We start from the raw sequence: 24,740 nt of genomic DNA, 5'->3' as shown, positions 1-24,740 counted from the left end.
AAAGTTATCTAATAAAAATGACTTTTTAACTTTTCATAAAAGGATAGTTTTTTTGTGATTATAGAAAATAAAAAGGCTACCTATATATAATGAGTAGCCTTTTTTTTCTGTTTACTAAGTAGTTGTTAGTTGTTATATAGTAAAAAATATATTTTCCACTATCATCGACATTTTGAGCATAAATTAAAACTTAGTAAATGATACAACTTTTTATTATGTTGAGCTTTTGTTGTACACAAAATTAAAAAATTGTAACGGTAAATATAATAACTAAATCGTTATAGTCACTATTTTCATTCAAATAACTTATATACTGCTCATTTTTATCGCTTAAAAACATATATGTTAAATCATTTGTGGTCGTATTTAGTCTATTTGTGGCATTAAGACACAAGTATTATTACAACTTTTGCGTATCATTGGGTTAAAATACACTACTTATGAATGTAAATGGAATGTTACTCGTTTTAATGATGAGTATATTGGGGATGGTTTCTTGTAAGCAAGAAGCTAAAAAGGTGTTGAGTGCCGATGTGGAAACTAAGCCTTTGTATGAAGCTAATTGGGAGTCAATAAAGAAGCATTACAAAGATCCGACATGGTTTAATGAACAGAAATTTGGAATTTTTATTCACTGGGGAGCCTATTCGGTGCCTGCATATGGATCAGAATGGTATCCGAGACATATGTACATGGACACAGCTAATTTTTCAGCGCAATTAAACCCAGGTAAATTAGGGCCAACAAAAGAATTTTTGCATCATAAAAAAACTTTTGGAGATCAAAAGGAGTTTGGTTACAAGGACTTTATTCCTATGTTTAAGGCGGAAAAATTTAATGCCGATGAATGGATCGATTTATTTAAAGCCGCTGGTGCAAAATATGTAGTTCCTGTTGCTGACCACCATGATGGATTTGCTATGTATGCATCAAAAACTACACGATGGAATGCTAAAAATATGGGGCCTAAGCGTGATGTTTTGGGTGAGCTTTTTAAAGCAGGTCGTAGTAAGGGGTTAATAATGGGGGCGTCATCCCATTATGCATTTAACTGGTCTTTTTATAATAAAAAAGATCATTTTGACACTATGGATCCTCAATATGCAGATTTATATTCAAAAAAAGGAAAAGATTTAAAAGAACCAGTTTCCGAAGAATTTAAGAAAGAATGGTGGATACGTACTTTAGATTTAATTGATAACTATCAACCAGATATTTTATGGTTTGATTTTATGTTAGATCGACCAGCATTTAAAGAGTATCGTCCAAAAATAGCAGCTTATTACTACAATAAAGGAATTGAATGGGGTAAAGAGGTGGTGCTTCAGGATAAAAATTTTGATCATGAAGCTTTTCCAGAGGGAACGGTTATTTATGATTTAGAAAGAGGGAAATTACCTGGAATTCGAAAATTGCCATGGCAAACAGATACATCTATTGGTAAAAATTCATGGTGTCATGTGTCTAATTGGGAGTCAAAAGATACCAATCAATTAATTGATGATTTAGTTGATATAGTTTCTAAAAATGGAAATCTATTGTTAAATGTTGGTCCAAAAGCGGATGGAACTATTCCAGATGATCAAAAAAAGATTCTGTTGGAAATGGGAGATTGGTTAAAAGTTAATGGTGAGGCCATTTATGGAACTAAATATTGGAAAACTTTTGGAGAGGGGCCTACCGAAGTGAAGAAAGGGCATCACTCTGAAGGAAAAAATAAAGCCTTTTCTGGGCAAGACATTCGTTTTACTCAAAAAGGTGATAAATTGTATGCTATAATGATGGCTTGGCCTAAGGATAGTAAAGTGACTATTACATCTTTGGGATTATCAAATGAGTATTCAAAAGGTTTAACTATTAAAAATGTACGTTTATTGGGGAGCGATGCCAAGTTGGAATTTAAGCAAAGTCCAGAAGGATTAGTGGTAACTAAGCTTGGCGAAAAATCGGGAGATTTTGCTCACGTACTAGAAATTACAAAGTAGTTTAGTTTCAGATTATTTAGCTGTATTTCTATTTTAATAGTTTAGTGTAGAAAAAAATTATGTTGAGTTTTTGTACACAAAGAAACGTACTCCTTTTTGGAGTGCGTTTTTCTAATTTTAAAACCTATTAGAATTAAATACCTAATTCATAAGAAAAAACAATTAAAATGAAATATATAGTTTGCGAGCAACCAGGTGAATTTCTTTTAAAGGAAAAGGAGCAGCCTGTTCGAAAGGAAGGAGAGGCATTGCTTAAAGTTAAAAAAGTGGGAATTTGCGGTACGGACTTGCATGCCTATTCTGGAAATCAAGCATTCTTTACTTATCCTAGGATTTTGGGGCACGAATTAGCTTCAGAAATTGTAGAAATAGGAGCAAATAAAGCAGGTTTAAAATCGGGTGACAAAGTAGTAATTATGCCATACGTAAGTTGTGGAACATGTATTGCTTGTCGTAAAGGAAAAACAAATTGTTGCACAAACATTAGTGTATTAGGAGTGCATTCCGATGGAGGTATGCAAGAATACATTAGCGTTAGACAGGATTTATTGTTGCCTGCAAATAATTTAACTTACGATCAAATGGCTATTGTGGAACCTTTAGCTATAGGTGCACATGCCATTCGGAGAGCTGCAGTAACTCAAGGTGAGTTTGTGGTCATAGTTGGTTGTGGTCCCATCGGAATTGGAATGATTAAGTTAGCACAAATAGCAGGAGCAAAAGTAATTGCACTTGATGTTAATAATGATCGGTTAGCATATGCAAAAAATGAAATTGGTGCAGATTATGTAATCAATGTTTCAGATAATGCTCAAGATAAAATTGCCGAAATTACTAATAATGATATGGCGACAGCCGTTTTTGATGCCACAGGATTTAAAGGGGCTTTAGAAGTTGGTACAGATTATATGGCTCATGGCGGAAGGTATGTTTTAGTAGGCTTATCCAAAGGAGAGTTGGTGTTTACACATCCTAAAATTCATGCCAAAGAGACTACATTAATGTGTAGTCGTAATGCCACAAGAGAAGATTTTGAACATGTGATTAAGGTATTGGATCAATTTCCAACCGATTCATTTATTACACATAATGTCTCTTTTACGGAAATGATTGCTAATTTCGATAGTTGGACAAAACCAGAAACAGGTGTAATTAAAGCGACTGTAGATTTTTAAATCGAATTAATTTTCGGAAATTTGCCAAGGTTTTTTTAAAACATATTTGATCAGTAAGAAATGTCAAGTGAAAAAATAATGTTACTTGAAATTATTCTTAGCAAAGCCAACTTTTTTTATGATGCATAAAGTAATAACATTCGGTGAAATATTAGGAAGGTTTTCACCTCCAAACAACCTTCGCTTTAGTCAAGCAACCTCATTTGAGGTAATTTATGGAGGAGGTGAATTTAACGTAGCGGCTTCATTAGCTAATTATGGTGCTAATGCCGAATTTGTAACGGCAATTCCTATTAACGCCATTGGTGATTGTGCCATGAATACTATTCGAAGTTTTGGGGTTGGTCATAAACATATTTTACGTCAAGGAAAGCGTTTAGGGCTTTATTTTCTTGAAAACGGAGCCTCGGGTCGAAATAGTGCGGTGGTTTACGATCGTGACGACTCGGCTATTTCTCAAATTAAAAAAGGAGATATAGATTGGGATAAAGTTTTAGATGGAGCTACATGGTTTCACTGGAGTGGAATTACACCCGCATTATCTGAAAATGCTGCCGAAGTATGTTTAGAAGGAATTAAAGCAGCAAAATCTAAAGGCTTAATAATTTCAACAGACTTAAATTACAGAAAAAAACTTTGGAATTATGGGAAATCCCCTAAGGAGGTAATGCCAGAATTGTTAAGTTATAGTAATGTCATTTTAGGTGATGTGGATACGGCATTGTTTATGTTAGGTGAAAAAAAAATAGATCCAGATTATACGGTGGATGTGGATGCCAAGAAGAGCTTTGCCAAAATACATAAAATGCTTCCTAATTTGGAAACTATGGCAATGACTTACCGTAATTCATTAAATGCGTCACATCAAATCATAGGTGGTCTACTTTATAATAAGGGCGATATGTACAGAGCACGTTTAAATGAGATTACGCCAGTGGTTGATCGTGTTGGTACAGGTGATGCCTTTATGGGAGGTTTAATATATGGGTTAATTGAATATGCAGATGATTTAGAAAAAGCCATTGCTTTTGCAACTGGGGCATGTGTAATTAAGCATACTATTTTTGGTGATGTTAATAGAGCATCAAAGGAAGAAGTATTAAACTTTATAGCAAGTGACGGTTCAGCTAAAGTAGATCGATAACTAACTCCTAATTTCCCGAAAAGGGATTTTTAATATAATAACTAATATAGTTTTGGTTAACAACTGGTAACCAAAAACTAAAAACTAAAAAAAATGGCACAATTTTCAAGAATAGAAGTAGCTCAGGTAATGAAGGAAACAGGAATGGTTCCTTTATTTTATCACCCGGATATCGAATTAGGTAAAAAAGTATTAAAAGCTTGTTACGATGGTGGAGCTCGTTTATTAGAGTTTACAGCACGTGGTGATTTTGCTCACGAAGTTTTTGCAGTATTAACTAAATATGCGATTGCCGAATTACCAGGAATGATTATGGGAGTAGGATCTGTTACCGATGCAGCCGCAGCCTCATTATACATGTCATTAGGAGCAAACTTTATTGTGACTCCAGTATTGCGCGAGGATATTGCAATGGTGTGTAATCGACGCAAAGTAGCTTGGAATCCTGGTTGTGGAACCCTAACTGAAATTGCAAGAGCCGAAGAATTAGGTTGCGAAATCGTAAAGTTATTCCCTGGAAATTTATACGGACCTAAATTTGTTAAAGGTATTGTAGGTCCTCAGCCATGGACATCAATTATGCCTACTGGTGGTGTAACTACCGAAGAATCAAATTTACAAGAATGGTTTGATGCCGGAGTAACTTGTGTTGGTATGGGATCTCAGTTAATTAGTAAACAAATATTAGCGGATCGCGATTTCGATGGTTTACAAAAAACAGTTGCTCAAGCTATAGCAACAATTAAAAAAGTAAGAGGATAATTTGACTTTTTGCTATATGCTTTTTAACCTGTATTATGGATTAGAATTTTTAATACATAATTCGAATTTAAGTCATAGGTAGAAACAAAACATAAATATGAGCCCTTTTGGTTGTCCTCAATTGTAAAATAAGGATATTCAAAAGGGTTTTTTGTTGGAAATAAATAATCACTTAAGATTAAAAACATGACAAACCAGTACGCCCAAATAGATCCGAAGGATAACATTATTGTTGCTATTCACACATTGCCTAAAAATACCTTTGTCGATATAGCAGGGTGTACGTTTACGTTAAAACAAGACATTCAGCAAAAGCATAAATTTGCTTTGCATGATTTTGTTGTAGGGGATCAAATTTTTATGTACGGTGTGCTTGTAGGAAAAGCAATAATACCAATTAAGCAAGGTGAAGCCATTACTACTAAAAACATAAAACATGCTTCGGCGGTGTATAATGCGGACCAAAAAAAACAGGATTGGTCAGTGCCAGATATTTCAAAATTTAAGGAGCGTACCTTTAATGGTTTTTATCGAAAGGATGGCAGTGTAGGTACTCGTAACTATTGGTTAGTGATTCCATTAACTTTTTGTGAAAACAGAAATGTGGATGTACTTGAAGGAGCATTGTTGGATGTATTGGGCTACGAAACAAAAAAAGATTTTGCGGTAAATACCGCCGCTTTAATTGATAAATATAAAGCAGGCGCTTCTGCGGAAGCCATACTGGAAACAGATATCATTACTACCAAGGAAGAATTATCTAAAAACAGATTGTTTCCAAATGTGGATGGAATTAAATTTTTAACACACGATGGAGGCTGTGGAGGCATTCGTCAAGATTCGGAAACCTTGTGTAACCTATTAGCCGGATATATTACCAATTCGAATGTTGCTGGAGCAACTATATTTAGTTTGGGTTGTCAAAATGCTCAAATTGATATGTTGCAAAAAGCCATAGCCGATCGTGATCCAAATTGTGAAAAACCTATACATTATTTAGAGCAACAACAAAGTAAAAGTGAACGTCATCTTATAGAAGAAGCGGTAAAACATACCTTTGTAAGTTTAACCGAAGCCAATAAAATTCAAAGACAACCAGCCCCCTTGAGTAAATTAATTCTTGGTTTGGAATGCGGTGGTTCCGATGGTTTTTCAGGTATTTCAGCAAATCCTGCCTTAGGTTATGCCTCAGATTTATTAACCGCTTTAGGAGGTTCGCCAGTGTTATCAGAATTTCCAGAATTAAATGGAGTAGAACAAGAAATTATTAATCGTTGCGAAACGAGTGAGGATGCCAATAAGTTTGCTTCCATAATGAAAACCTATTCGCAACGAGCTGTTGAAGCTGGATCGGGTTTTGAAAACAATCCCTCACCAGGAAATATAAAAGATGGATTGATTACCGATGCGATGAAATCTGCAGGTGCTGCAAAAAAAGGAGGCACATCACCCGTAGTTTCTGTATTGGATTACACCGAAAAAATTGAAAAGCCAGGGCTCAATTTATTATGTACACCAGGTAACGATGTTGAAAGTACCACGGGTTTGGCAGGGAGTGGCTGTAATATGATTGTTTTTACTACAGGTTTGGGAACACCAACCGGAAACCCCATTACACCAGTATTAAAAATGTCAAGTAACACTGCTTTATTTGAGCGTATGAATGATATTATTGATATTAATGCCGGAACAGTAATTAGTGGCGAAGATACGATTCGAACGATGGGCGAAAAAGTATTGGAACACATTATACAAGTAGCTAGCGGTGAAACACAAGCCAAAGCAGACACAAAAGGCCAAAACGATTTTATTCCTTGGAAACGAGGCGTATCACTATAGACTAGTTGTGGGTTGGTAGTTGGGAGTTGTGAGAATTTTTTAAATTCTTCAAAAAAATAGATTAACCTCATCACTGACAACTCACAACTGACAATTCCAAACCGACAACTCATAACTACCAACTAATATGAAAACATTAAATAGAAATACAACCAACAAACCGGTACAATACCCAGAGCGTATACTTCAATTTGGAGGCGGGAATTTTTTGAGAGCTTTTTGCGATTGGATGATTGACGTACTAAATAAACAAACTGATTTTGGAGGCAGTATTGTAGTGGTTAAGCCTACTAAGCGTGGGGATTATTCAGAATTACGAGCGCAAGAAGGTTTGTTTCATGTAGCTTTAGACGGTGTTCGTAATGGGGAGTTAACATCCGAAGTAAGCTTAGTTGAGTCGGTAAGTCGGGTTATTCAGCCTTATCTAGAATGGGAAACTTTTCTGGCAACAGCCGAACTACCCGAAATGCGTTATATAATTTCAAATACTACCGAAGCGGGGATAAAATTTTCAAAAGAGGATCAAATTACAGATACACCTCCGCATGAATTTCCAGCAAAATTAACGTTGTGGTTGCATCATCGATTTACTCATTTTAATGGAGCTGCTGATAAGGGATGTGTATTACTACCTTGTGAATTAATCGAAGATAATGGGGATGTTTTAAGAAAAACAATTTTGGCATATGCATCTAAATGGAATTTAGGCTTTGACTTTCAGGATTGGATAACGGAACACAATCATTTTTGTAGCACTTTAGTGGATCGTATTGTTTCGGGTTACCCTAAAGATCGTGCTCAAGAAATTAATGAAAAAATAGGATTTAATGATCCACTATTAGTTGCCGGGGAAGACTATCATAGTTGGGTTATAAAAGCACCTAGTTTTATTCAAAAAGAATTGCCTTTTTCTAAAACAAAATTAAATGTGCAGTTTGTCAATGCGCTTTCTTCGTACCGAGAAATGAAAGTGCGTATTTTAAACGGAGCACATACTTCATTAGTCCCTTTAGCTTACTTAGCTGGACTACGAACGGTTAAAGAAAGTATGGATAATGAGTTAGTTAAAAATCATATTTTAGACTTACTTTCTACAGAAGTGAAACCTACGTTAACAGATTTTTCGGAACAGGAAGTAGATGCCTTTATAACTGCTGTTATAGATCGCTTTAAAAATCCTACGTTAAAACATTTTTTAATTGATATTTCGTTAAACAGTACATCAAAATTTAGTGCTCGTTTATTGCCTGCTTTTGCCGAATTTGCTCAATTGAATGAAGGACGTTTTCCTAAACGAATAGCATTTTCATTAGCTTGCTTAATTCGTTTTTATAAAGGAGAATTTAATGGAGAAACCATCGTATTAAATGATGATAAAACCCTACTTCAATTTTTTAAAGAAGAATGGGCTAAAGTGGATTCCAAAACGCAAACGATGGCTAATTTAGCGGAAAATGTATTAGTTAATGAAAAGGTATTTGGTGCTAATTTAACTCAATACAAGGGCTTAGTTTCTTTTATTGAAAAAGCTTTGGTAGCCATAGAAAATAAAGGGATTATCAGTTTCTTAAAGAATGTTTAAGTAGGCCCTTAACTATATGAGGTAATAAAATAAACATAAGAAGCACAACTATAGACTTAAATAAATCATATTTGAAAGTTGTAAACTTTTACAATTTTTTTGTTTTTAATTTAACGTATGAAAATAGATTCTCATCAACATTTTTGGCATTACTGCGAAGTAAAGCACAGCTGGATTAATGATCAGATGTCGGCGATTAAAAAAAACTTTTTACCCGAAGATTTGCATAAGGAATTACTGGATAAAGGAATTGATGGCTGTGTTGCCGTACAGGCAGATCAACACGAATCTGAAACTAATTTTTTAATAACGCAATCCCAAAAGCATGATTTTATAAAGGGAGTAGTAGGTTGGGTTGACTTAAGAGCAAAAAAAGTGGAGCGTCGCTTAGAGCATTATGCGCAAGAAAAAATTATAAAAGGTTTCCGTCATGTAGTGCAAGATGAGCCTCATGTGGATTTTATGATGTGGTCTAATTTTCAGAATGGAATTAGTCAATTAGAAAAGTTTGGGTTTACTTATGATATTTTAATTTACCCATCGCAATTACATGCTGCTTTGTATACGGTGCAAAAACACCCAAACCAAAAGTTTGTTATTGATCATATAGCCAAGCCCAATATTAAAGAAGGTCAAATTGACGATTGGAAGAAAGGGATGAAAGAGCTTGCAGCACATGAAAACGTGAGTTGTAAACTTTCGGGAATGGTGACCGAGGCAGATTGGAAAGGTTGGAAGCAAGAGGATTTTGTTCCCTATTTAGATAACGTGATGGAATTATTTGGTGTGGATAGGGTAATGTATGGATCCGATTGGCCAGTGTCATTAATTGAATGGACCTATGGAGAGGTAAAAGGAATTATTGATACGTATACTGAAAATTTTTCTGCTTCAGAAAAAGAGAAAATTTACGGAAAAAACGCCATTGAATTTTATTCATTGTAGTAAATTGATAAAAAGAATTTTTTTGGTTATTTGAGTATAATCAAACTAGTATTAATTAGGTTAATGCTTACTTGCCAAGACCTATAGTTTAAAGCTTACATGGATTTAAAATTAAAAGATAAAATAGTCGTAGTTACCGGAGCGGCAGGACTTAAGGGTAGTATTGGTGAAACTATTGTGCAAGCATTAGCAAATGAAGGTGCTATCCCTGTGATTGTATGTAGAAATGATCGTGGTTTTGGCTATGAAAAAGAATTAAAGGATAAGGGGATCGACGCTTTATTTGTAAAAACAGATCTTTCCGATCATACTCAAATAGAAGCTGCGGCGACACTAATTAAAAAAAAATATGGACATATAGATGCCTTAATTAATAATGTAGGTGTTAATGATGGTGCTGGTTTGGATGCTTCTGTAGATGATTTTATGTACTCCTTAAAATTAAATATGGTTAGCTTTTTTGCCATGGCAAAATATTGCTTGCCTATGCTTAAAAAGGCAAAAGGGAATATTTTAAATATTGGGTCAAAAGTAGCCCTTACTGGTCAAGGAGGTACTTCGGGTTATGCAGCATCAAAAGGAGGAGTGTTGGGATTAACTCGTGAATGGGCTGTGGATTTGATAAAGTTTGGAATACGATCTAATGCCATTATTATAGCAGAAAGTTGGACTCCAGCCTATGAAACTTGGATAAAAACTCTGGAGAATGGTGATGAGAAATTACAGTCTATAGTAAAAAAGATTCCTTTAGAAAATCGTATGACTACCCCACAGGAAATAGCCGATCAGTGTTTGTTCACTATTTCAGAAAAATCATCACATACCACAGGTCAATTTATTACTGTGGATGGGGGTTATGTTCATTTGGATCGTTCATTGCTTACCGAGTAAAATTTTAAAATCCTTTTTCTTATATGAGGAAGGATTTTTTTAGAATAACTAGAAAACGTTTTCGTTAAAAAATTAAACCAAATTATTATGGAGAATACCAAAAAGACTCCTCTTGTGAGTAAAGAGTTATTGTTTCCTTTTATTATCATCACTTCTTTATTCGCATTATGGGGTTTTGCTAATGATGTCACCAACCCAATGGTTACTGCATTTAAAAAAGTAATGCCTGAGTTGAGTTGGTTTCAAGCTTATTTAGTTCAATTTGCCTTTTATTTTGGCTATGGTTGTATGGCGATACCTGCGGCTTTATTTATAAAAAAATTCAGTTATAAATCAGGTATTTTACTAGGGCTATCGTTATATGCATTGGGAGCATTTTTATTTTATCCAGCAGCTTTATTTGAAGAATATGCCTTCTTTTTGATTTCCCTTTACGTGATTACATGTGGATTGGCGCTTTTGGAAACCACTTCAAATCCTTTGGTATTGTCTTTAGGTGCTCCAGAAACAGCTACACAACGTTTAAATTTGGCACAGTCATTTAATCCAATAGGTTCTATTTCGGGAATGATGATTGCGCAATTTGTTGTACTTAGCCAAATTAAATCGGCAGATTATAATGATGAAACTTATGCCGCTTTGGACACTGCAACAAAAGCAGCAATTAAAACCGAAGATTTAAGTATTATAAGTTACCCATATTTAGGTATTGGTGTAGTGGTATTGATTATTCTTGCCATTATCGCTTTTACAAAAATACCGACAGTGCAAAAATTTGAAGCCCTAACATTTAAGGAATCTTTAAAAAGGGTTTTTTCTAAAAAAGCATTTTTTCCAGGAGTATTAGCCCAAATGTTTTATGTTGGCGCTCAAATTATGTGTTGGACTGCCATATATCAGTACGTTCAATACATGAACGAATCGGCTGGGACAGATTTAAATGCCACTTATATGAATATAATAGCTATGGGAATCTTTTTGGGTGGACGCTTTTTAGGAACGGCATTGCTAAGTAAATTAAAAGCACCAAAATTACTTACACTATTTGCTGTGTTGGCCATGGTTTGTTGTGTAGGAGCTATTGTATTGCCAGGCATGCCTGGGTTAATTTCATTAGTATGTATTTCTTTATTTATGTCAATTATGTTCCCAACCATTTATGGAATTGCATTAAAAGACATGGGGGATGAAGCTAAGGTCGGTTCTGCTTTTTTAGTAATGGCTATAGTTGGTGGGGCTATTTTTCCGCCCATACAAGGGTTAATTATTGATGTGGGTGGTTCAAATCTTGCCGATACGTTAATTATGGGTGTGCCCGAAGTGAAGTTTTCATTCATAATGCCTTTAATTTGTATTTCGGTAGTAGCTCTTTATGGGCTTTATGCTTCAAAAGTTGATAATCAATAATTAGTTTATACTATGAAAACAAAAAGATACTGTCTTACTTGCGATTTAAAGGACGACCCTAAATTAATTGCAGAATATAAGGAATATCATGCTCCAGGAAATGCATGGCCCGAAATTACAGCCAGTATTAAGGACGCTGGAATAGTGGATATGCAAATTTACCTTTCGGGAAATCGTATGTTTATGATTATGGAATGTGATGAAACTTTTGATCCTAATAAAAAGGCATCCATGGATGCCAATAATCCAAAAGTGCAAGAATGGGAGCAATTAATGTGGAAATACCAACAAGGTTTACCTTGGGCCAAAAATGGTGAGAAATGGATTGAAATGGATAAAGTGTTTCAATTGGTATAAATAAAGATAAGACTACCCATTTATCAATAATATTACTTCGTAAAACGAATCTAAACAATAACTTAATAAAAAAACACAAAGAAGATTATTATAAACAAAGCCCATTCAGTGGGCTTTTTTTAATTTTAGTCCTATAAATTTTAAATTAAAATACCTCTTAACATATAAATTATGCTTATCGTCGATTTCAGTGTGTTAAAAAAGTAAATTACTAGAAATAATCTGTATTAAGATTATATTTTGCGCTTATAATGTATTGAAGTAAAATATTTTAGATGCATTACCCCCTCTTTTAAATAGTTAAACTTTAATCAAAATAAATTATTACCATGGAGGAATTATTACTAAAAACAAAAAAAACAGTTCAATCATTAACCAAAAAAAATCAGCGCTTAAGTTTAAAAAAAGTTGCAGTAGGGTCAACATTTGACATATTTCAGTGGAAAAAACCTAATAAGGTGGCTAATGAATACGAAGTAAGTATAAATGGAAAAAAAATAAGAAAAAAGAGCGAAGCTTCTTTAGTACTTTTTTCTTGTTACAAGAGTGATTTTAATGAAGGCGAAAACACATTTTCAGTTAAAGTGCTTAATGATCATAGCGAAAGAATAATGGATGAAGTTAAGTTTAATTACTCCTTTGTGGACTAATTTTATGTGGCTATAGGGAGTGTTACTTCCATTAATTTATATAAGGTTCAAGCAGAATAGCAACAATAACAATGTTGAGGTTTTGTTTGGACTTTATTTTTTTACATTCAATTACAAAATTGAATACTTCTTTAAGTCACTTTTCTACGTTGCAAAATCTATATTAAATTCTAGATTTGACTATTATATTCTATAGTATCAAGTGAATCGGTTTATTTCAAGTTCATAAACCGGGTTTGTTATTTATTTGAGCATCATGTTTTTACTTTAAAGTGTTTGGGGTTGTCCACGAAAAGATTCTTTCTGCTTTGGCAGGTTTTTTTTGTAGGAATAGTTCGTTTTGAAGCAACCTTTTAGCGCTAGTTTCGTTTATATAATAAGGAGACTTTAGTTAAAAGTTTAAAAAACAAACTATGAGAAATTTAAAAATTAGAACGAGAGTTCGAGGGTTTAGGTTTCCAAAATTAAAAAAAGAATTAGCGATTCGTAAAGTAGAATCTGGAGCTACATTTTATATTTTTCAATGGAAACAACCCGAAAACAGTAATTATCAATACGAAATTACTGTAAATGGCAAAAAAATAATTAAAAAAACAGAAGCAAATACGGTGCTTTTTTCTTGTTACAAAAGTAATTTTAACGAAGGAGAAAATACAGTTCAAGTAGCCGCACAAACTACTGATAATTGTTCGGTAACTGAATCGCTTAAGTTTAATTATTCATACAGTGATTAATTTTATTGTATCGTATAATAAGTATATACTATTAGTTAAGGTAATTCCATTTTAATAGTAACAGCATTTCCCCCAAAACCAACAGCATTTACAAGAATTGTTTTCAGTTTTTTAGGATACTGATCATTCTTTATAAAAGGTACAGGAATCGCTTTTTGGTGTGTGAGCATCAAAATAGCGAGTTCCATACTCAGTGCACCACTAGCTCCAAAGCTATGTCCAATTTTCCATTTATTAGTAGTTAAAAAAGGAAGCTGTTTTCCAAATACATGCGTTATCGCATTGTATTCCGAACTATCTCCTTTAATAGTACCTGGTGCATGCATAACAATAGCATCTATATCGGTTAAACTAGTGTCACCTAATGCCATTTTTATCGATTTTTGAAAACAATCTGCATTGGTAGATATTGAAATATTATGCGTTAAAGGTTCCGTAGCATAACCAATACCACTAATCATTGCATTTGCATTGGGCAGTATTCCTTTTTCTAAGCAAAAAACTGCAGCGCCTTCGCCTAAAAACATTTGGTTCCTCTTTTTATCTAGGTCTAATGCTTTACAAGGAAATTCTGCTGAGGTATCCTGAGCATAAATTTTTAAGGCCTTCATTTGAGCTACAGTAAAAGGAGTCAAAGGCGCTTCACTACCTCCAACCATAAATTTATCGGTCAAGCCAGAAGTTAACCATGCCACCCCATTTAGCACAGAATGTAATGCCGTGGAACAGGTGATAGAGTGGCTAATCTCTGGCCCTTGGGTTTCCAGATCATTAGCAATCCACGATGAAATATTTCCTAAAGTGGTGGTGGGGGAACTTAAGGTACTTGTTTTTTGGGTTTCAATAAACTCCTTATGATAGGTTTCAAATAATTGAGTAGCCCCGCGAGAACTTCCAATATTAATCCCAAAATGACTTCCTTTTTTCCAACCAGCATTTTCCATAGCTTTTCGTGCCGCAAAAAGACCCATTAATACGGAACGATCTACATTTGCATAATGGCTTACACTTTCTTTAACTTCCTGTAAAAGTATGTTTTCTTTAGTTTGAAGCGCCGCTATTGCGGTAGCTTCTTCAGAAAAAGGGTGCAAGCTAATACAGTGTTTGTCAAACTGTAAGTAAGTATTCCAAATTTCTTTAGGGGTAGCACCCAAAGGAGAAATTGATGCAAATCCAGTTATGGAGATAGGTGAATTCAAAAAAATAGTATTAATTAAGTCTGTAAAGTTATAAACTATTTAAAAGACTATCTATAGACTGGTAAATTTTGTTTAATTGATCGGTAGTAGTAACATAGGGTGGAAGTATGTAAATGGTGCTTCCTAAGGGTCTTAAATACACTCCTTGGTTTTTAAAATGTTCAAACAATTGGTCGCGTAGTTTGCCATAACGTTCCATTTTAATATCAAGCTCAAAAGCAACGATAACCCCCAAAGTACGCACATTAGTTACTTTTGAATGCTTTTCAAGCCTATTTACAAATTCAATATGTGCTTGTGCTATACGCTTTTTAGATTGTTGAATCTCATCGGAAACTAACAAATCAATACCCGCAGAGGCCGAAGCACAAGCTAATGGATTTGCCGTATAGGTATGCGCATGGAAAAGTCCTTTTCCCATATCATTGCTATAAAAGGCATCGTATATTTTTTGAGTACATGTAGTTACTCCCATAGGCATCATTCCGGCAGTTAATGCTTTTGATAAGCACATTATATCGGGTTTAGTTGCTATTGATTCGGAAGCAAAATGAGGGCCTGTTTTACCAAAACCTGTCATGACCTCATCGGCAATACAGATAATCTCATTAGACTTGCATAGTTCAAGAATCGGATGTATTGCTTCGGCAGGATACATTTTCATACCTGCTGCTCCTTGTACCAAAGGTTCATAAATAAAACCAGCAATTTGATGTGTGGTGATCAGTTGCTTTAATTGCTCTAAAACAGCATCAATAGTATCCATTGTTGGTACGGGGATACGTACTACATTTATAAAATGCTCTTCAAACGGCCCATTGTATACCGAAAGATCCGATGCAGACATGGCCCCAAAGGTATCTCCATGAAAACCTTCTTCAAAGGCCAAAATGGTATTGCGACTGTTTCCTTTGTTGTAATGGTATTGCAAGGCCATTTTAATTCCAATTTCGGTAGTGGTCGAGCCATTATCGGAAAAAAAGACCTTTTGTTGATTCTGGGGTAAAATGCGGATGAGTTTTTCGGATAATTCTACCGCGGGTTGGTGGGTAAATCCACTAAATACAATTTGATCCAGTTGCTGCATTTGCGCATACACTTTTTCAATAATATATGGATGACAATGACCATAAATACAGGTGTACCAAGAGGCTATGCCATCAATGTACGTGTTTTCGTTTTCGTCATACAGCAAAGCCCCTTTAGCTTTATGAATAGGCAACACATCGGGATGTGTTTTGTGTTGGGTTAACGGATGCCAAATATGGGCTTTGTCTCTTTCTTGTAAACTCATTATAATTCGGCTAAACGTTGTTGTAATTGATTGGCATACTTCGAAACTATTTCGGCATTAATAGTGGCTTCCTCATTAATTCTTCCTAAAAAGGGAAAACCTGTTTTTTTTAAAATAATAGCTTCGGTAGTTTTATGCTCATTTCCATTAAAAATAATACCGACATTAGTGATGCCTTTTGCTTTTAACACTTCTGCGCTAAGCAAACTATGATTAATACTACCTAAATAATGCCGAGATACTAGAATCACTTTATCGGTGGGTAAAATTAAATCAAGAATGGTTTCGGTATCATTTATGGGTACTAAAAGTCCTCCGGCACCTTCAACTACTAAATTGTTAGTTGTTTTTGGTGTTTGTATCGCTTTCGCTGAAATTTGAATGTGATCAATTTCTGCAGCAGCATGTGGACTCATTGGAGTTTGTAACGCGTAACTATTTTTATGAAATTTAGTCTCCTTATTGTTAATCCATTGCTGTACTTTGTGTGTATCCGAAAAATCAAGATCACCTGCCTGGATAGGTTTCCAATAGTCGGCTTTTAAAGCTTCGGTGACTATAGCGGAAACAACAGTTTTACCAACTTCGGTACCAATACCTGTAATAAAATAACGCTGCATTTTTTATACTTGTTTTAAAAGCAAATGTACGGCAGTCTGTAAAAAAGGAATTTAGTTTTGTGTAAAAATTTAGATACAGTTAATCACCACCTCCAAAGCTTCGGTGATTTCTTGAAACGTATTGGTGCTATGTAGGCAAAAACGCAGTCGTTCTTTTCCTTCGGGAACCGTGGGGGATAAAATTGGTTTAACTTCATAGCCATAAGATTTTAAAATTACAGCAACACTTTTTACTTTTTCATTACCTGGAACAATGCAACAATGTATAGCCGAGTTACTTTTAGTCGAAAATTGATCTAAGGATAATCGTTTTTTTTCGGCATTAAAATGCAGTATATTTTTAAGCAAATCTTTTCTTGCAGTATCTTTTTTAGGGTTTTCTAAGGTGTAATACGCCGCGCCAATAGTAGCTATAGCCTCTGGCGGAAGTCCCGTAGTATATATCAAACTCCTCGAAAAATTAACCAAATAGTCGTAGACATCCTCACTGCATAAAATAGCAGCTCCATGGCAACCTAAGGCTTTTCCAAAAGTAACAATTTGAGCAAATACTTGGTCTTGGATTCCTAATTCATCAACCAAACCCCGACCACGTATGCCAAAAACCCCTAGGGCATGAGCTTCATCCACTATAAGGTAACTATTGGTTTGTGTACAAAAATCGGCAAAAGCAACAAGGTCGGGAGAGTCCCCATCCATTGAAAATACAGACTCGGTTACCACAAAAATATTTCTCACTTTTTCTTGTTGTACACGCGCTATTTTTTCCTGTAAATCCTCTAGGTTGTTATGCTTAAAGCTGTAATTTTTAGCATAATTCATTAGTAAACCATCCCGAATGGAGGCATGTATAAGCTCGTCATAAAACACCACATCACCACGTTGAGGGATGCATGAAAAAAAGCCAATGTTTGCATTGTAGCCCGAATTGTATAGCAAAGCTTTAGGTGTCTGGTGAAAAGCAGCAATTTGTTCCTCGACTACAGGGTACAAATTATGATTCCCCGATAGTAGGCGCGAACCCGTAGCGCCATTTTTTACCGCAGTATGTTCTTTAACCAGTTTACGTGCTAAACGTTGGATTTTGGGGTTTTGAGCAAAACCTAAATAGTCATTGGACTGAAAATCGATACGATCAGATTCCTTTGGTAATACACGTAAAGCACTCGATTTTTCACGCGTTTCAAGCTTTAATTGTAAATTCTGGGGTAGCTTTTTCATATTTCTAAAATAGAAAATCTATTTTAAAACCACATTGTGGTCTATGGGTTTTATATATAATACCTTGTAATACTTGCTTGCATGTATACTAAGTTATACCGTTTATTGGTCTCATGAGTAGTTAAAACTATGTGATTTAGTGCATTTCGCTTTTAGTTTCTAAACATATACAAAAGTTATTGGTAGTTAGCTCTTGGCTTTTTATATATTTATAAAAGTACTAATGGCAAATAGCAAAAACGGATGCTTAAAAAAGATAGTGACTTTCAGTTATAACGGAAACTATGGGACTTTCTATTCATAGTACCTCATTTAACCAAAACCCCTTTTATTTCCATATTTGGAATATCTTGTAGTGCGTTATCGTTTATCGTATTTTTTCTGAACACAAATTTTTTATCGAATAGCTTATTATCTAAAAAATAGGTAACACTAAACTCATTAGTAAACGAAATCACTTTATCTTGTATAAATTCAATTTTAGAAGCTGATTTAGGCGCTACCGTACCCAACATATGCCTAAATTTCGAGGTTTTTTTATCGGTACTATAACCTTGTGATACGACCATTACAGCATCAATTTGCGCTTCATTGTCATTTATAATATAGGCATTCCAGTCATGCATTTCGTATTCGGTATTCCATTCTTTAACCACAGCTACGTATACATTTTTGACTACAGGAATTTCAATGTCTTTTTTCATTTACAAGGACTAAATTTTAAGGAAAAGGATTTGTGTTTAGCATTGGAATACACGTGGTTGTTCCATCTGGAAATTCTAATTCTTGTTCATTAGCACCACATTTAGAATCATCATCTGTACAACCTACCAACAAAGTAAGGTTTAATAAAACTAGTAAAAATCGTTTCATATTTTAAATTTTGTGCGAAAATACACACATTTGATTCGCGCACAAAACTTTAGCTACTTTTTATGGGCTTAATAGTTATTGTCATTAACAGTTAATTATAAACTGTAGGTCGCGTTTAATAATGTTTTATTGTTATACTTTGTTGCTACTAGCCAAAGTCTAGCAGTAGCCTTAATTATCTTCTGCTAGGGGAGCTGGGGTTGTTTTTATAATAATAAAAACCACTCCTAATTTAATAGAAGTGGTTGTGTGTTATTCTCGTTGTTGGCACTCGTCACAGACGAAGCGCTAGCGAATACGAGGACCAGCTGGGGACTTATTGTTTATCAAGTAATTTTCAATATAAACATCGATGTTGAGAAAGGCAATTTTGATATGAAAAAGATGATTCTCGATACAAAATTCTTGCAGAATTTCATTCGAACCAATATTTTTTTCTTAATGCGAAATTATAGTATTTACAGCCCTATGCTGGCGCGAGCGTTTCGCTTGTGACCCTATTTTTTACAGTAATAATAACACCGAAGCTCTAAAAGAGCTTCGGTGTTATATAACGTTTTATACCTGCATAGGCATTGATTACAAATAAATGCTATTGGAACCTCAGTTTTATTTAACTTATATTCAACACAATTACCCTATCAATCATCCATTCATTATCTGATTTTTTTAGTAAACAATAATAACTCCCCCCATTTAACTTTCCTCTTCTTTTTGAACATTGAATTACAGCTTTAGTCTTTTTCTTGTTAAAGATTAAATCAGAAAAAATTAAAAAAATATCTAAGTTATCAAAATCAATTTTACCTTCTTCAACTAAAATCAATTGGCCCTTTTTAATTTTAATTTTCTCAAAAGGAATCCTACCTGAATCTATTTTAGATGCTTTTAACAAAAACTCATATTTTTTAGGAATTAAGTGCTTATACTTTTCATTTTCAATTTTTACTTTTTCACTAAAAACACCTATTCGCCAATTTGAATCTCTTTCTTTATTCAAAGAATCTAATTTTGAGTTATACTCTAGGTTATCAATTGTAGGTTTTAGCTTAGTCACACTTCCTAGTTCTGAAACTATTAAACTATATATTTCAATAGAATCATCTATTTGATTGTTTTTTTTACAATTAATAAAAACTAAAATAGTTATTATTAAAATTAATTGTCGCATTTTAGGGTAGTTGTTTTATCAATAAAATGTATACATTATCATCAGTATATCTTTTTCCTAACTATTTTATAAATAAACCGAAGCTCTTTCGAACTTCGGTTTCATATAACTTTTTACCAGCATAGGTACTGATTGCAAATCAGCCTATCTGGTATTTTGCTACTAGAATGTTTTAAGAAATATTTAACAAAATTGTTTCGATTATAATCCACTTTTCTTTTTTCTTTTTCAACACAAATAATTTAGACGATCCAGATAATTTATCGACTGAAGAATAAACTGCTAAAAGTGCTTTGTTTTGTTTTTTATCAAAAGCAACATTAGAAAAGCTAATAAACCAATCTAAATTAGGATTGTTCTTATAAATGTTAATATCAAATTCATCAAAAGCTTTAATATTATTCACCGAAGAAGACTTGATATAATTAAAATTTATATCCATTGATTGATTTTTTTTATTTAAAAGAGATAATAAAAGTTGATGATTGTCTAGTTTAATTGTATCATTCAGTACCCTTGTCTTAGTCAACAAACCTACATTCAATTTCTTCTTAGATAATGAATCTGTATATTTTTTTAATAACTTTTTATTCATCATTATTTCGGGTGATGGAGGTGGTAAATGGGGTAATTCATTTAATATTTTCAAATACACCTTTGAGCTATCAGTTTCTGTATATTCATTTTGAGAATTACAAGAAATAGAAAAAAAACATAATAATATATTTAAATAAATTCTTAATCGCATTTTAAGTCATTTTTTGAGTTTTCAATAATACTTCTTTTTTCTGCCCATTCGGTTAATTGTTCTTTACTTGGTCTAATCTTAGATGAAGAGTATGGAAGCAATCCTTCCCATGCCAAGTGCATATAATGATCAACACTAAATCTATTTCCTTGCAAATTTCTTAATGCTTGAGCAATTGGCTTAACATATATTTCTGTCATATGGATATGTTGGCTCTCGTGCTTTAAATCATTTGAATTTCTATAAATATAAGCCAATTCTAATATTCTTTCTCTTTCTTCTATTTTTACATTAGGTTCGTTTGCATGTACTAATCTAAATAACTCAGCATGTATTCCTTCATGTAATATTGTAGCTGCAATTTCAATATTACTTATACCTGAAGACCTTAAAGGGTCAAAATTTATAAAAACTGAACCATTTTCATCTATTGATTTTGCATCTGTAACAGCAACAGCAGCTCTGTTGTTATGTTTCATTCTTAAAACTAAATTATACTCTCCACTTTTACTAAAAATATTAAATGTTCTCCTAAACAAACCACCGTTAGTTGTTTTCAATTTATTATACACACACAATATATCAGGTCTTTCTTCTATTATAGATTTTTCAATTATTATTTGGTTAGGAAAATCAACTTCCGATCCACTTTTTAATTCTTCCAAAGCAAATTTTGTAAATTTATCATCACTAGTAGATAGTGACCCAAAATCATTCCCCTTCCCAATTTCCTTAATCACCTCGGTAGTATTAAATCCATTGTTTAGTAATGTCCTTCCGTTATCACCTACAAAAACAACATCATTAGTACGGCCATTTGTAATACCAAAATCAAAAGTTGCCCCTAAAAATTCAAATTGAATGCTTGAGGGTAACCCATTTACCTTAAACATATCATTTATAATGTAGCCTTTAAATTGGTTGGCAAATGCATCATTTCGGCCATCAAAAAAAGCATGCAATACATTGCTAAAACCTAAATATCCAATATCAATTGCTTGTTGCGAAGGCTTAGCACTTAATGCTAAATTAGGTTTTGAGCTTGTCTGGAAACCTGCCTTGGATACAGATTTATAAAATTCGGTTGGGGTTACAAAATCTTCTTTATTAGACCATGTTTTAAACAAATAACGCATACAATGTGATGCTCCCTTTGAATTATTATTAATTTCAAAATAGTCAACAACTGCTTTTTTATTGTTATCTAACCAAGAGCGTAAATCGGTATTACCTCTTTGATCAGTTTCTAATTTAAGTAAACCATAATCAACATTATCTGTTTCGGTTATAATATCACTAAATTTTTTAGCATCATTGGCTATATCATCTCTTTTATCAGTAGTACTATTAAAAAAATAATCTCTTGGACCTACTGCTGTTGCATCTTTAATTCTGTACAAAGTAGCTTTTGCATTATCATCGGTACTATTTATTATTTTTTTACTGGATTTTCTAAAAAAATGATCTCCTTGTTCTTTTGCAAGTCTACTTAACCATTCAGCTTTGTTATAACCTTTATTTATACCATCTATAGCTTTATATTCATTAAGGATATTTAAGTATAAACTGTTTTTTCTTTTAATTAAATTTTTGTATTCAGTACTATTTTTGTTTATAACACTCATCCTATCACTTGCTTTGAAAAAATCTTCTCTGAATTTATCTATATTTTGAGTACATTTGTAAATAGCGTCTCTTTCTAGTTGTGCTAAAATTAGACCAGACCTGAATAAGCTGAAATCTGAAAAAGCTTCTCCGAAAGATTCATATTTTTTCTTGTTAAAAGTGGGGGAATTTATATTCATCCAATCTGTTATTCTTTCATTTCCCTCAGATCTTAATCTTTGAATATTTTTTTTAAAAACATTATTAAAACTCCAATCTTTGGGAAAAAGATCTTCCCATGCTTCTAACAAGTCTTTACTGGAAATTTCTTGGGGATTATAATTTGGGTCATAATTTGGATTGAATGGATCATTTGATGGTTGATTGAATGGATTATCAAATTCGCGATCAGATGGTCGATTTGGGTCTGCTGGTATTGGGCCTCCAGGAAATCCTCTTGGAGGTATGAAAGGATTGTTTGGTCCATCATTACATGGAGGGAGTTCACATGTTGAACTATTGTAGCCTACATTATCACTAGGGAAATCTGGTAACCTAGCTTTATTATGATATACTTTTAAAGATGGCTTAAAAACAACTTTAAAATTTCCTTTTTCTTCATCAGCTTTCGGCTTATTTACAGGTCCATTAGGCCTAGTAGTAGGAATTGAAATAAAACCACCGCCACTTTCATTATACTGGGCATTTATGTTTAAGTAACCTCCTATTACACATAGGAAGGTTAATGTATATTTTAATAGTTTTTTCATTTTATATATGTAATTCAGTTGGTTATTCTTTGATAATTAATTTGGTGTGTATACTGTTGTTTGCTGTTACACGTACTACATAAAGCCCTTTAGGGTATGCACTGCCATTTACGTGGTATAAATGGTTCCCTGCGGTTTGGGTTTGGTTTGCCACAATAGTTTTGGTAAACTCCCCTGCAAAACTGTAGAGTTCCACACTGGTTACACTATCCTGGGCTAAATCGTACTGAATTAATAAATCGTTTTTAAATGGATTGGGATACAGGGTGATAAAACTAACATCTTGCAATTGCGCTAAGGCTTCAATAACATCCTGGTCAATTTCTTGCCCATTATCGGTTAAGGCTTTGGTGTTTCCTAATACGACCAACATCGGCGGACCTGGCTCATTCCAATCTGTTACTTGAGTATCTACATTAGCTACTAAATAACGGATATTATTGATCTCTTTAATTTCAATCGTGTTTATGGAGAGTACATTGTAGTCTAATGTATATTTTACTGCATCATCTTGATACAACCTTGGCAAAGCCATGCTAAAGTCATCGAAATAAAAATTGTCGTCTAAAAAAATTCCATAGCTCGTGCTTGTTGTATTGTTTACAGCTACGCTGTAATCTAAATCTTGTGTTTGTTTGTTTTTAGTTAAATTAAGTGTTATAGGAAAACTACGGTTCATGCGTTTACCTGCCCAATCCAATTCTATTAACTTTCCTTTCCATTCGCCAGTTAAGGTAGCTTTGCTAATTTCAATAGCTTCTTCTGCTCCTTGCTCAGCTGTAGTACTTACTACTTCGTTAATTTTTGAGGTACTAAATTCGGTAGCTTTTAAGGTGTTTTCTTTTTGGATACCTAAATCTAATAAGTCAGCATTTGTTTCTAAATGCTCAGCCAATACTGCACTATTAGTAGTGTGTTCATTAGTTAAAAGCAATTCCATAGCTTTTTGTTTATTTACGGGCATACCATAGCCAAAATAATTACAAATCCCTAACCAATGTTGTGCCATAGGGTAATCACTTTTGGCAAACCATTCAATAGCTTTAGCATAATCTTGTTCAATACTCCCAAGTCCCTTAAAATATAAGTAACCAATACTATAGGATCCTTTACTGTAACCCAAGGCTTCGGCTTTGGAAAAATAAGCTATGGCGGTGTCAAAATTTAGGGTACACCCAATACCATCCTTATACAATACGCCTAATTCGCAGACTGCTTCAGGGTAATCTTGCTTGGCGGCTAGCTCAATGTATTTAAAGGCTTCATGTTCATTTACGGGCATACCTATACCTTTTTTGTGTAGCAATCCTAAAATATACTGGGCTTGGGCATCGTTTTGGACTACACATTGTTGTAATAAACTAATGGCGGCTGCTTCATTTTTTATAACGGTATCGGAACCTACAAGTAGTTCTTTTACCCTATTTACTTGCAAATAGCAGTCGTTAGTAATTTCGGTTTGGGCATGAGTGTGCACTGTTAGCACTCCTAATGAAACACTCAAAAGGAAGGTGTTAATTTGTTTTTTCATAGTCAATTAAGTTGGTTTTTACTATAACCTTGTAATAAAGCTATACTTAAGTATTTTGGCGGGCAAGAAAAAAAGAGAATAAATTATAATGCTAAAAATAAGTTAATTGTAAATTATTTAACAGGCCTTTTCTTATAACTAACCTTTTGGTAAGTGGTCCCGAAATTGAGGGTAAACGTCAATATTCAAGTGTAGGTACATTTTTTTTGTAGTAAAAATGCTTGTATTTAAATAGAG

22 protein-coding genes are annotated in these 24,740 nt (G+C 33.7%); 12 read left to right on the top strand and 10 right to left on the bottom strand.

Going from position 1 to position 24,740, the window contains the following annotated elements:
- The first annotated feature begins 440 nt into the window (after positions 1 to 440).
- From KQA_RS0205885 to KQA_RS0205830, 12 genes are all read left to right on the top strand, one after another.
- Entirely contained in the window at positions 441 to 1,985 is a 1,545-nt protein-coding gene (locus KQA_RS0205885) for an alpha-L-fucosidase (protein WP_010179041.1), read from the top strand.
- Positions 1,986 to 2,152: 167 nt separating this feature from the next.
- Positions 2,153 to 3,160, top strand: coding sequence for a zinc-binding alcohol dehydrogenase family protein (locus KQA_RS0205880; protein WP_010179039.1), 1,008 nt, complete (start codon positions 2,153 to 2,155; stop codon positions 3,158 to 3,160).
- Between the two features lie 121 nt (positions 3,161 to 3,281).
- Entirely contained in the window at positions 3,282 to 4,304 is a 1,023-nt protein-coding gene (locus KQA_RS0205875) for a sugar kinase (RefSeq protein WP_029209477.1), read from the top strand.
- A gap of 93 nt (positions 4,305 to 4,397) precedes the next feature.
- Positions 4,398 to 5,066, top strand: a complete 669-nt coding sequence (locus KQA_RS0205870; protein ID WP_010179035.1) for a bifunctional 4-hydroxy-2-oxoglutarate aldolase/2-dehydro-3-deoxy-phosphogluconate aldolase — start codon at positions 4,398 to 4,400, stop codon at positions 5,064 to 5,066.
- A 186-nt stretch (positions 5,067 to 5,252) separates the two neighbouring features.
- Positions 5,253 to 6,905: a UxaA family hydrolase gene (locus KQA_RS0205865; RefSeq protein ID WP_010179033.1), complete on the top strand. Its 1,653-nt coding sequence runs from the start codon at positions 5,253 to 5,255 to the stop codon at positions 6,903 to 6,905.
- 127 nt (positions 6,906 to 7,032) lie between these two features.
- Positions 7,033 to 8,487 carry a tagaturonate reductase gene (locus KQA_RS0205860; RefSeq protein ID WP_010179031.1) on the top strand — a complete coding sequence of 485 codons (1,455 nt, stop codon included), beginning with the start codon at positions 7,033 to 7,035 and terminating at the stop codon, positions 8,485 to 8,487.
- A 117-nt stretch (positions 8,488 to 8,604) separates the two neighbouring features.
- On the top strand, positions 8,605 to 9,432 hold the full coding sequence (locus KQA_RS0205855) for an amidohydrolase family protein (RefSeq protein WP_029209476.1): 828 nt from the start codon (positions 8,605 to 8,607) through the stop codon (positions 9,430 to 9,432).
- Positions 9,433 to 9,531: 99 nt separating this feature from the next.
- Positions 9,532 to 10,323, top strand: a complete 792-nt coding sequence (locus KQA_RS0205850; RefSeq protein ID WP_010179027.1) for an SDR family oxidoreductase — start codon at positions 9,532 to 9,534, stop codon at positions 10,321 to 10,323.
- Between the two features lie 87 nt (positions 10,324 to 10,410).
- Entirely contained in the window at positions 10,411 to 11,730 is a 1,320-nt protein-coding gene (fucP, locus tag KQA_RS0205845) for an L-fucose:H+ symporter permease (RefSeq protein WP_010179024.1), read from the top strand.
- A 12-nt stretch (positions 11,731 to 11,742) separates the two neighbouring features.
- Entirely contained in the window at positions 11,743 to 12,087 is a 345-nt protein-coding gene (locus KQA_RS0205840) for an L-rhamnose mutarotase (protein ID WP_010179023.1), read from the top strand.
- A gap of 329 nt (positions 12,088 to 12,416) precedes the next feature.
- Positions 12,417 to 12,737, top strand: a complete 321-nt coding sequence (locus tag KQA_RS0205835; protein ID WP_010179021.1) for a hypothetical protein — start codon at positions 12,417 to 12,419, stop codon at positions 12,735 to 12,737.
- 413 nt (positions 12,738 to 13,150) lie between these two features.
- A complete protein-coding gene (locus KQA_RS0205830; protein WP_010179019.1) occupies positions 13,151 to 13,471 on the top strand; it encodes a hypothetical protein in 321 nt (106 codons plus the stop codon).
- 35 nt (positions 13,472 to 13,506) lie between these two features.
- Here the strand turns inward: KQA_RS0205830 and KQA_RS0205825 are convergent, their stop codons facing one another.
- From KQA_RS0205825 to KQA_RS0205780, 10 genes are all read right to left on the bottom strand, one after another.
- A complete protein-coding gene (locus KQA_RS0205825) occupies positions 13,507 to 14,670 on the bottom strand; it encodes a beta-ketoacyl synthase N-terminal-like domain-containing protein (protein ID WP_010179017.1) in 1,164 nt (387 codons plus the stop codon).
- Positions 14,671 to 14,698: 28 nt separating this feature from the next.
- Positions 14,699 to 15,964, bottom strand: coding sequence for an adenosylmethionine--8-amino-7-oxononanoate transaminase (gene bioA, locus KQA_RS0205820; RefSeq protein ID WP_010179016.1), 1,266 nt, complete (start codon positions 15,962 to 15,964; stop codon positions 14,699 to 14,701).
- Complete coding sequence (gene bioD, locus KQA_RS0205815) at positions 15,964 to 16,584, bottom strand: dethiobiotin synthase (RefSeq protein WP_010179014.1); 621 nt, start codon at positions 16,582 to 16,584, stop codon at positions 15,964 to 15,966. The genes bioA and bioD overlap by 1 nt, the downstream gene beginning before the upstream one ends.
- Positions 16,585 to 16,653: 69 nt before the next feature.
- Complete coding sequence (locus KQA_RS0205810; protein ID WP_010179013.1) at positions 16,654 to 17,805, bottom strand: aminotransferase class I/II-fold pyridoxal phosphate-dependent enzyme; 1,152 nt, start codon at positions 17,803 to 17,805, stop codon at positions 16,654 to 16,656.
- Positions 17,806 to 18,113: 308 nt separating this feature from the next.
- A complete protein-coding gene (locus tag KQA_RS0205805) occupies positions 18,114 to 18,509 on the bottom strand; it encodes a hypothetical protein (RefSeq protein ID WP_010179012.1) in 396 nt (131 codons plus the stop codon).
- A 16-nt stretch (positions 18,510 to 18,525) separates the two neighbouring features.
- A complete protein-coding gene (locus KQA_RS20195) occupies positions 18,526 to 18,678 on the bottom strand; it encodes a hypothetical protein (protein WP_157366602.1) in 153 nt (50 codons plus the stop codon).
- A gap of 613 nt (positions 18,679 to 19,291) precedes the next feature.
- Positions 19,292 to 19,849 (bottom strand): hypothetical protein, encoded by a 558-nt coding sequence (locus KQA_RS0205795; protein WP_010179011.1) that lies wholly within the window; start codon positions 19,847 to 19,849, stop codon positions 19,292 to 19,294.
- A gap of 172 nt (positions 19,850 to 20,021) precedes the next feature.
- Entirely contained in the window at positions 20,022 to 20,597 is a 576-nt protein-coding gene (locus KQA_RS0205790; RefSeq protein WP_010179010.1) for a hypothetical protein, read from the bottom strand.
- On the bottom strand, positions 20,588 to 22,972 hold the full coding sequence (locus KQA_RS0205785) for a hypothetical protein (protein WP_010179009.1): 2,385 nt from the start codon (positions 22,970 to 22,972) through the stop codon (positions 20,588 to 20,590). Before KQA_RS0205785 ends, KQA_RS0205790 begins: the two co-directional genes overlap by 10 nt.
- A 22-nt stretch (positions 22,973 to 22,994) precedes the next feature.
- The gene (locus KQA_RS0205780; RefSeq protein ID WP_010179008.1) at positions 22,995 to 24,503 is read right to left on the bottom strand and encodes a T9SS type A sorting domain-containing protein; all 1,509 of its coding nucleotides are present in this window, start codon (positions 24,501 to 24,503) and stop codon (positions 22,995 to 22,997) included.
- Positions 24,504 to 24,740: the final 237 nt, after the last annotated feature.

Source organism: Aquimarina agarilytica ZC1 (assembly GCF_000255455.1).
In the GTDB taxonomy this organism is placed as follows: domain Bacteria; phylum Bacteroidota; class Bacteroidia; order Flavobacteriales; family Flavobacteriaceae; genus Aquimarina; species Aquimarina agarilytica.
The sequence above is the reverse complement of the archived record's forward strand: the minus strand, read 5'-3'. Positions and strand labels throughout refer to the sequence as shown.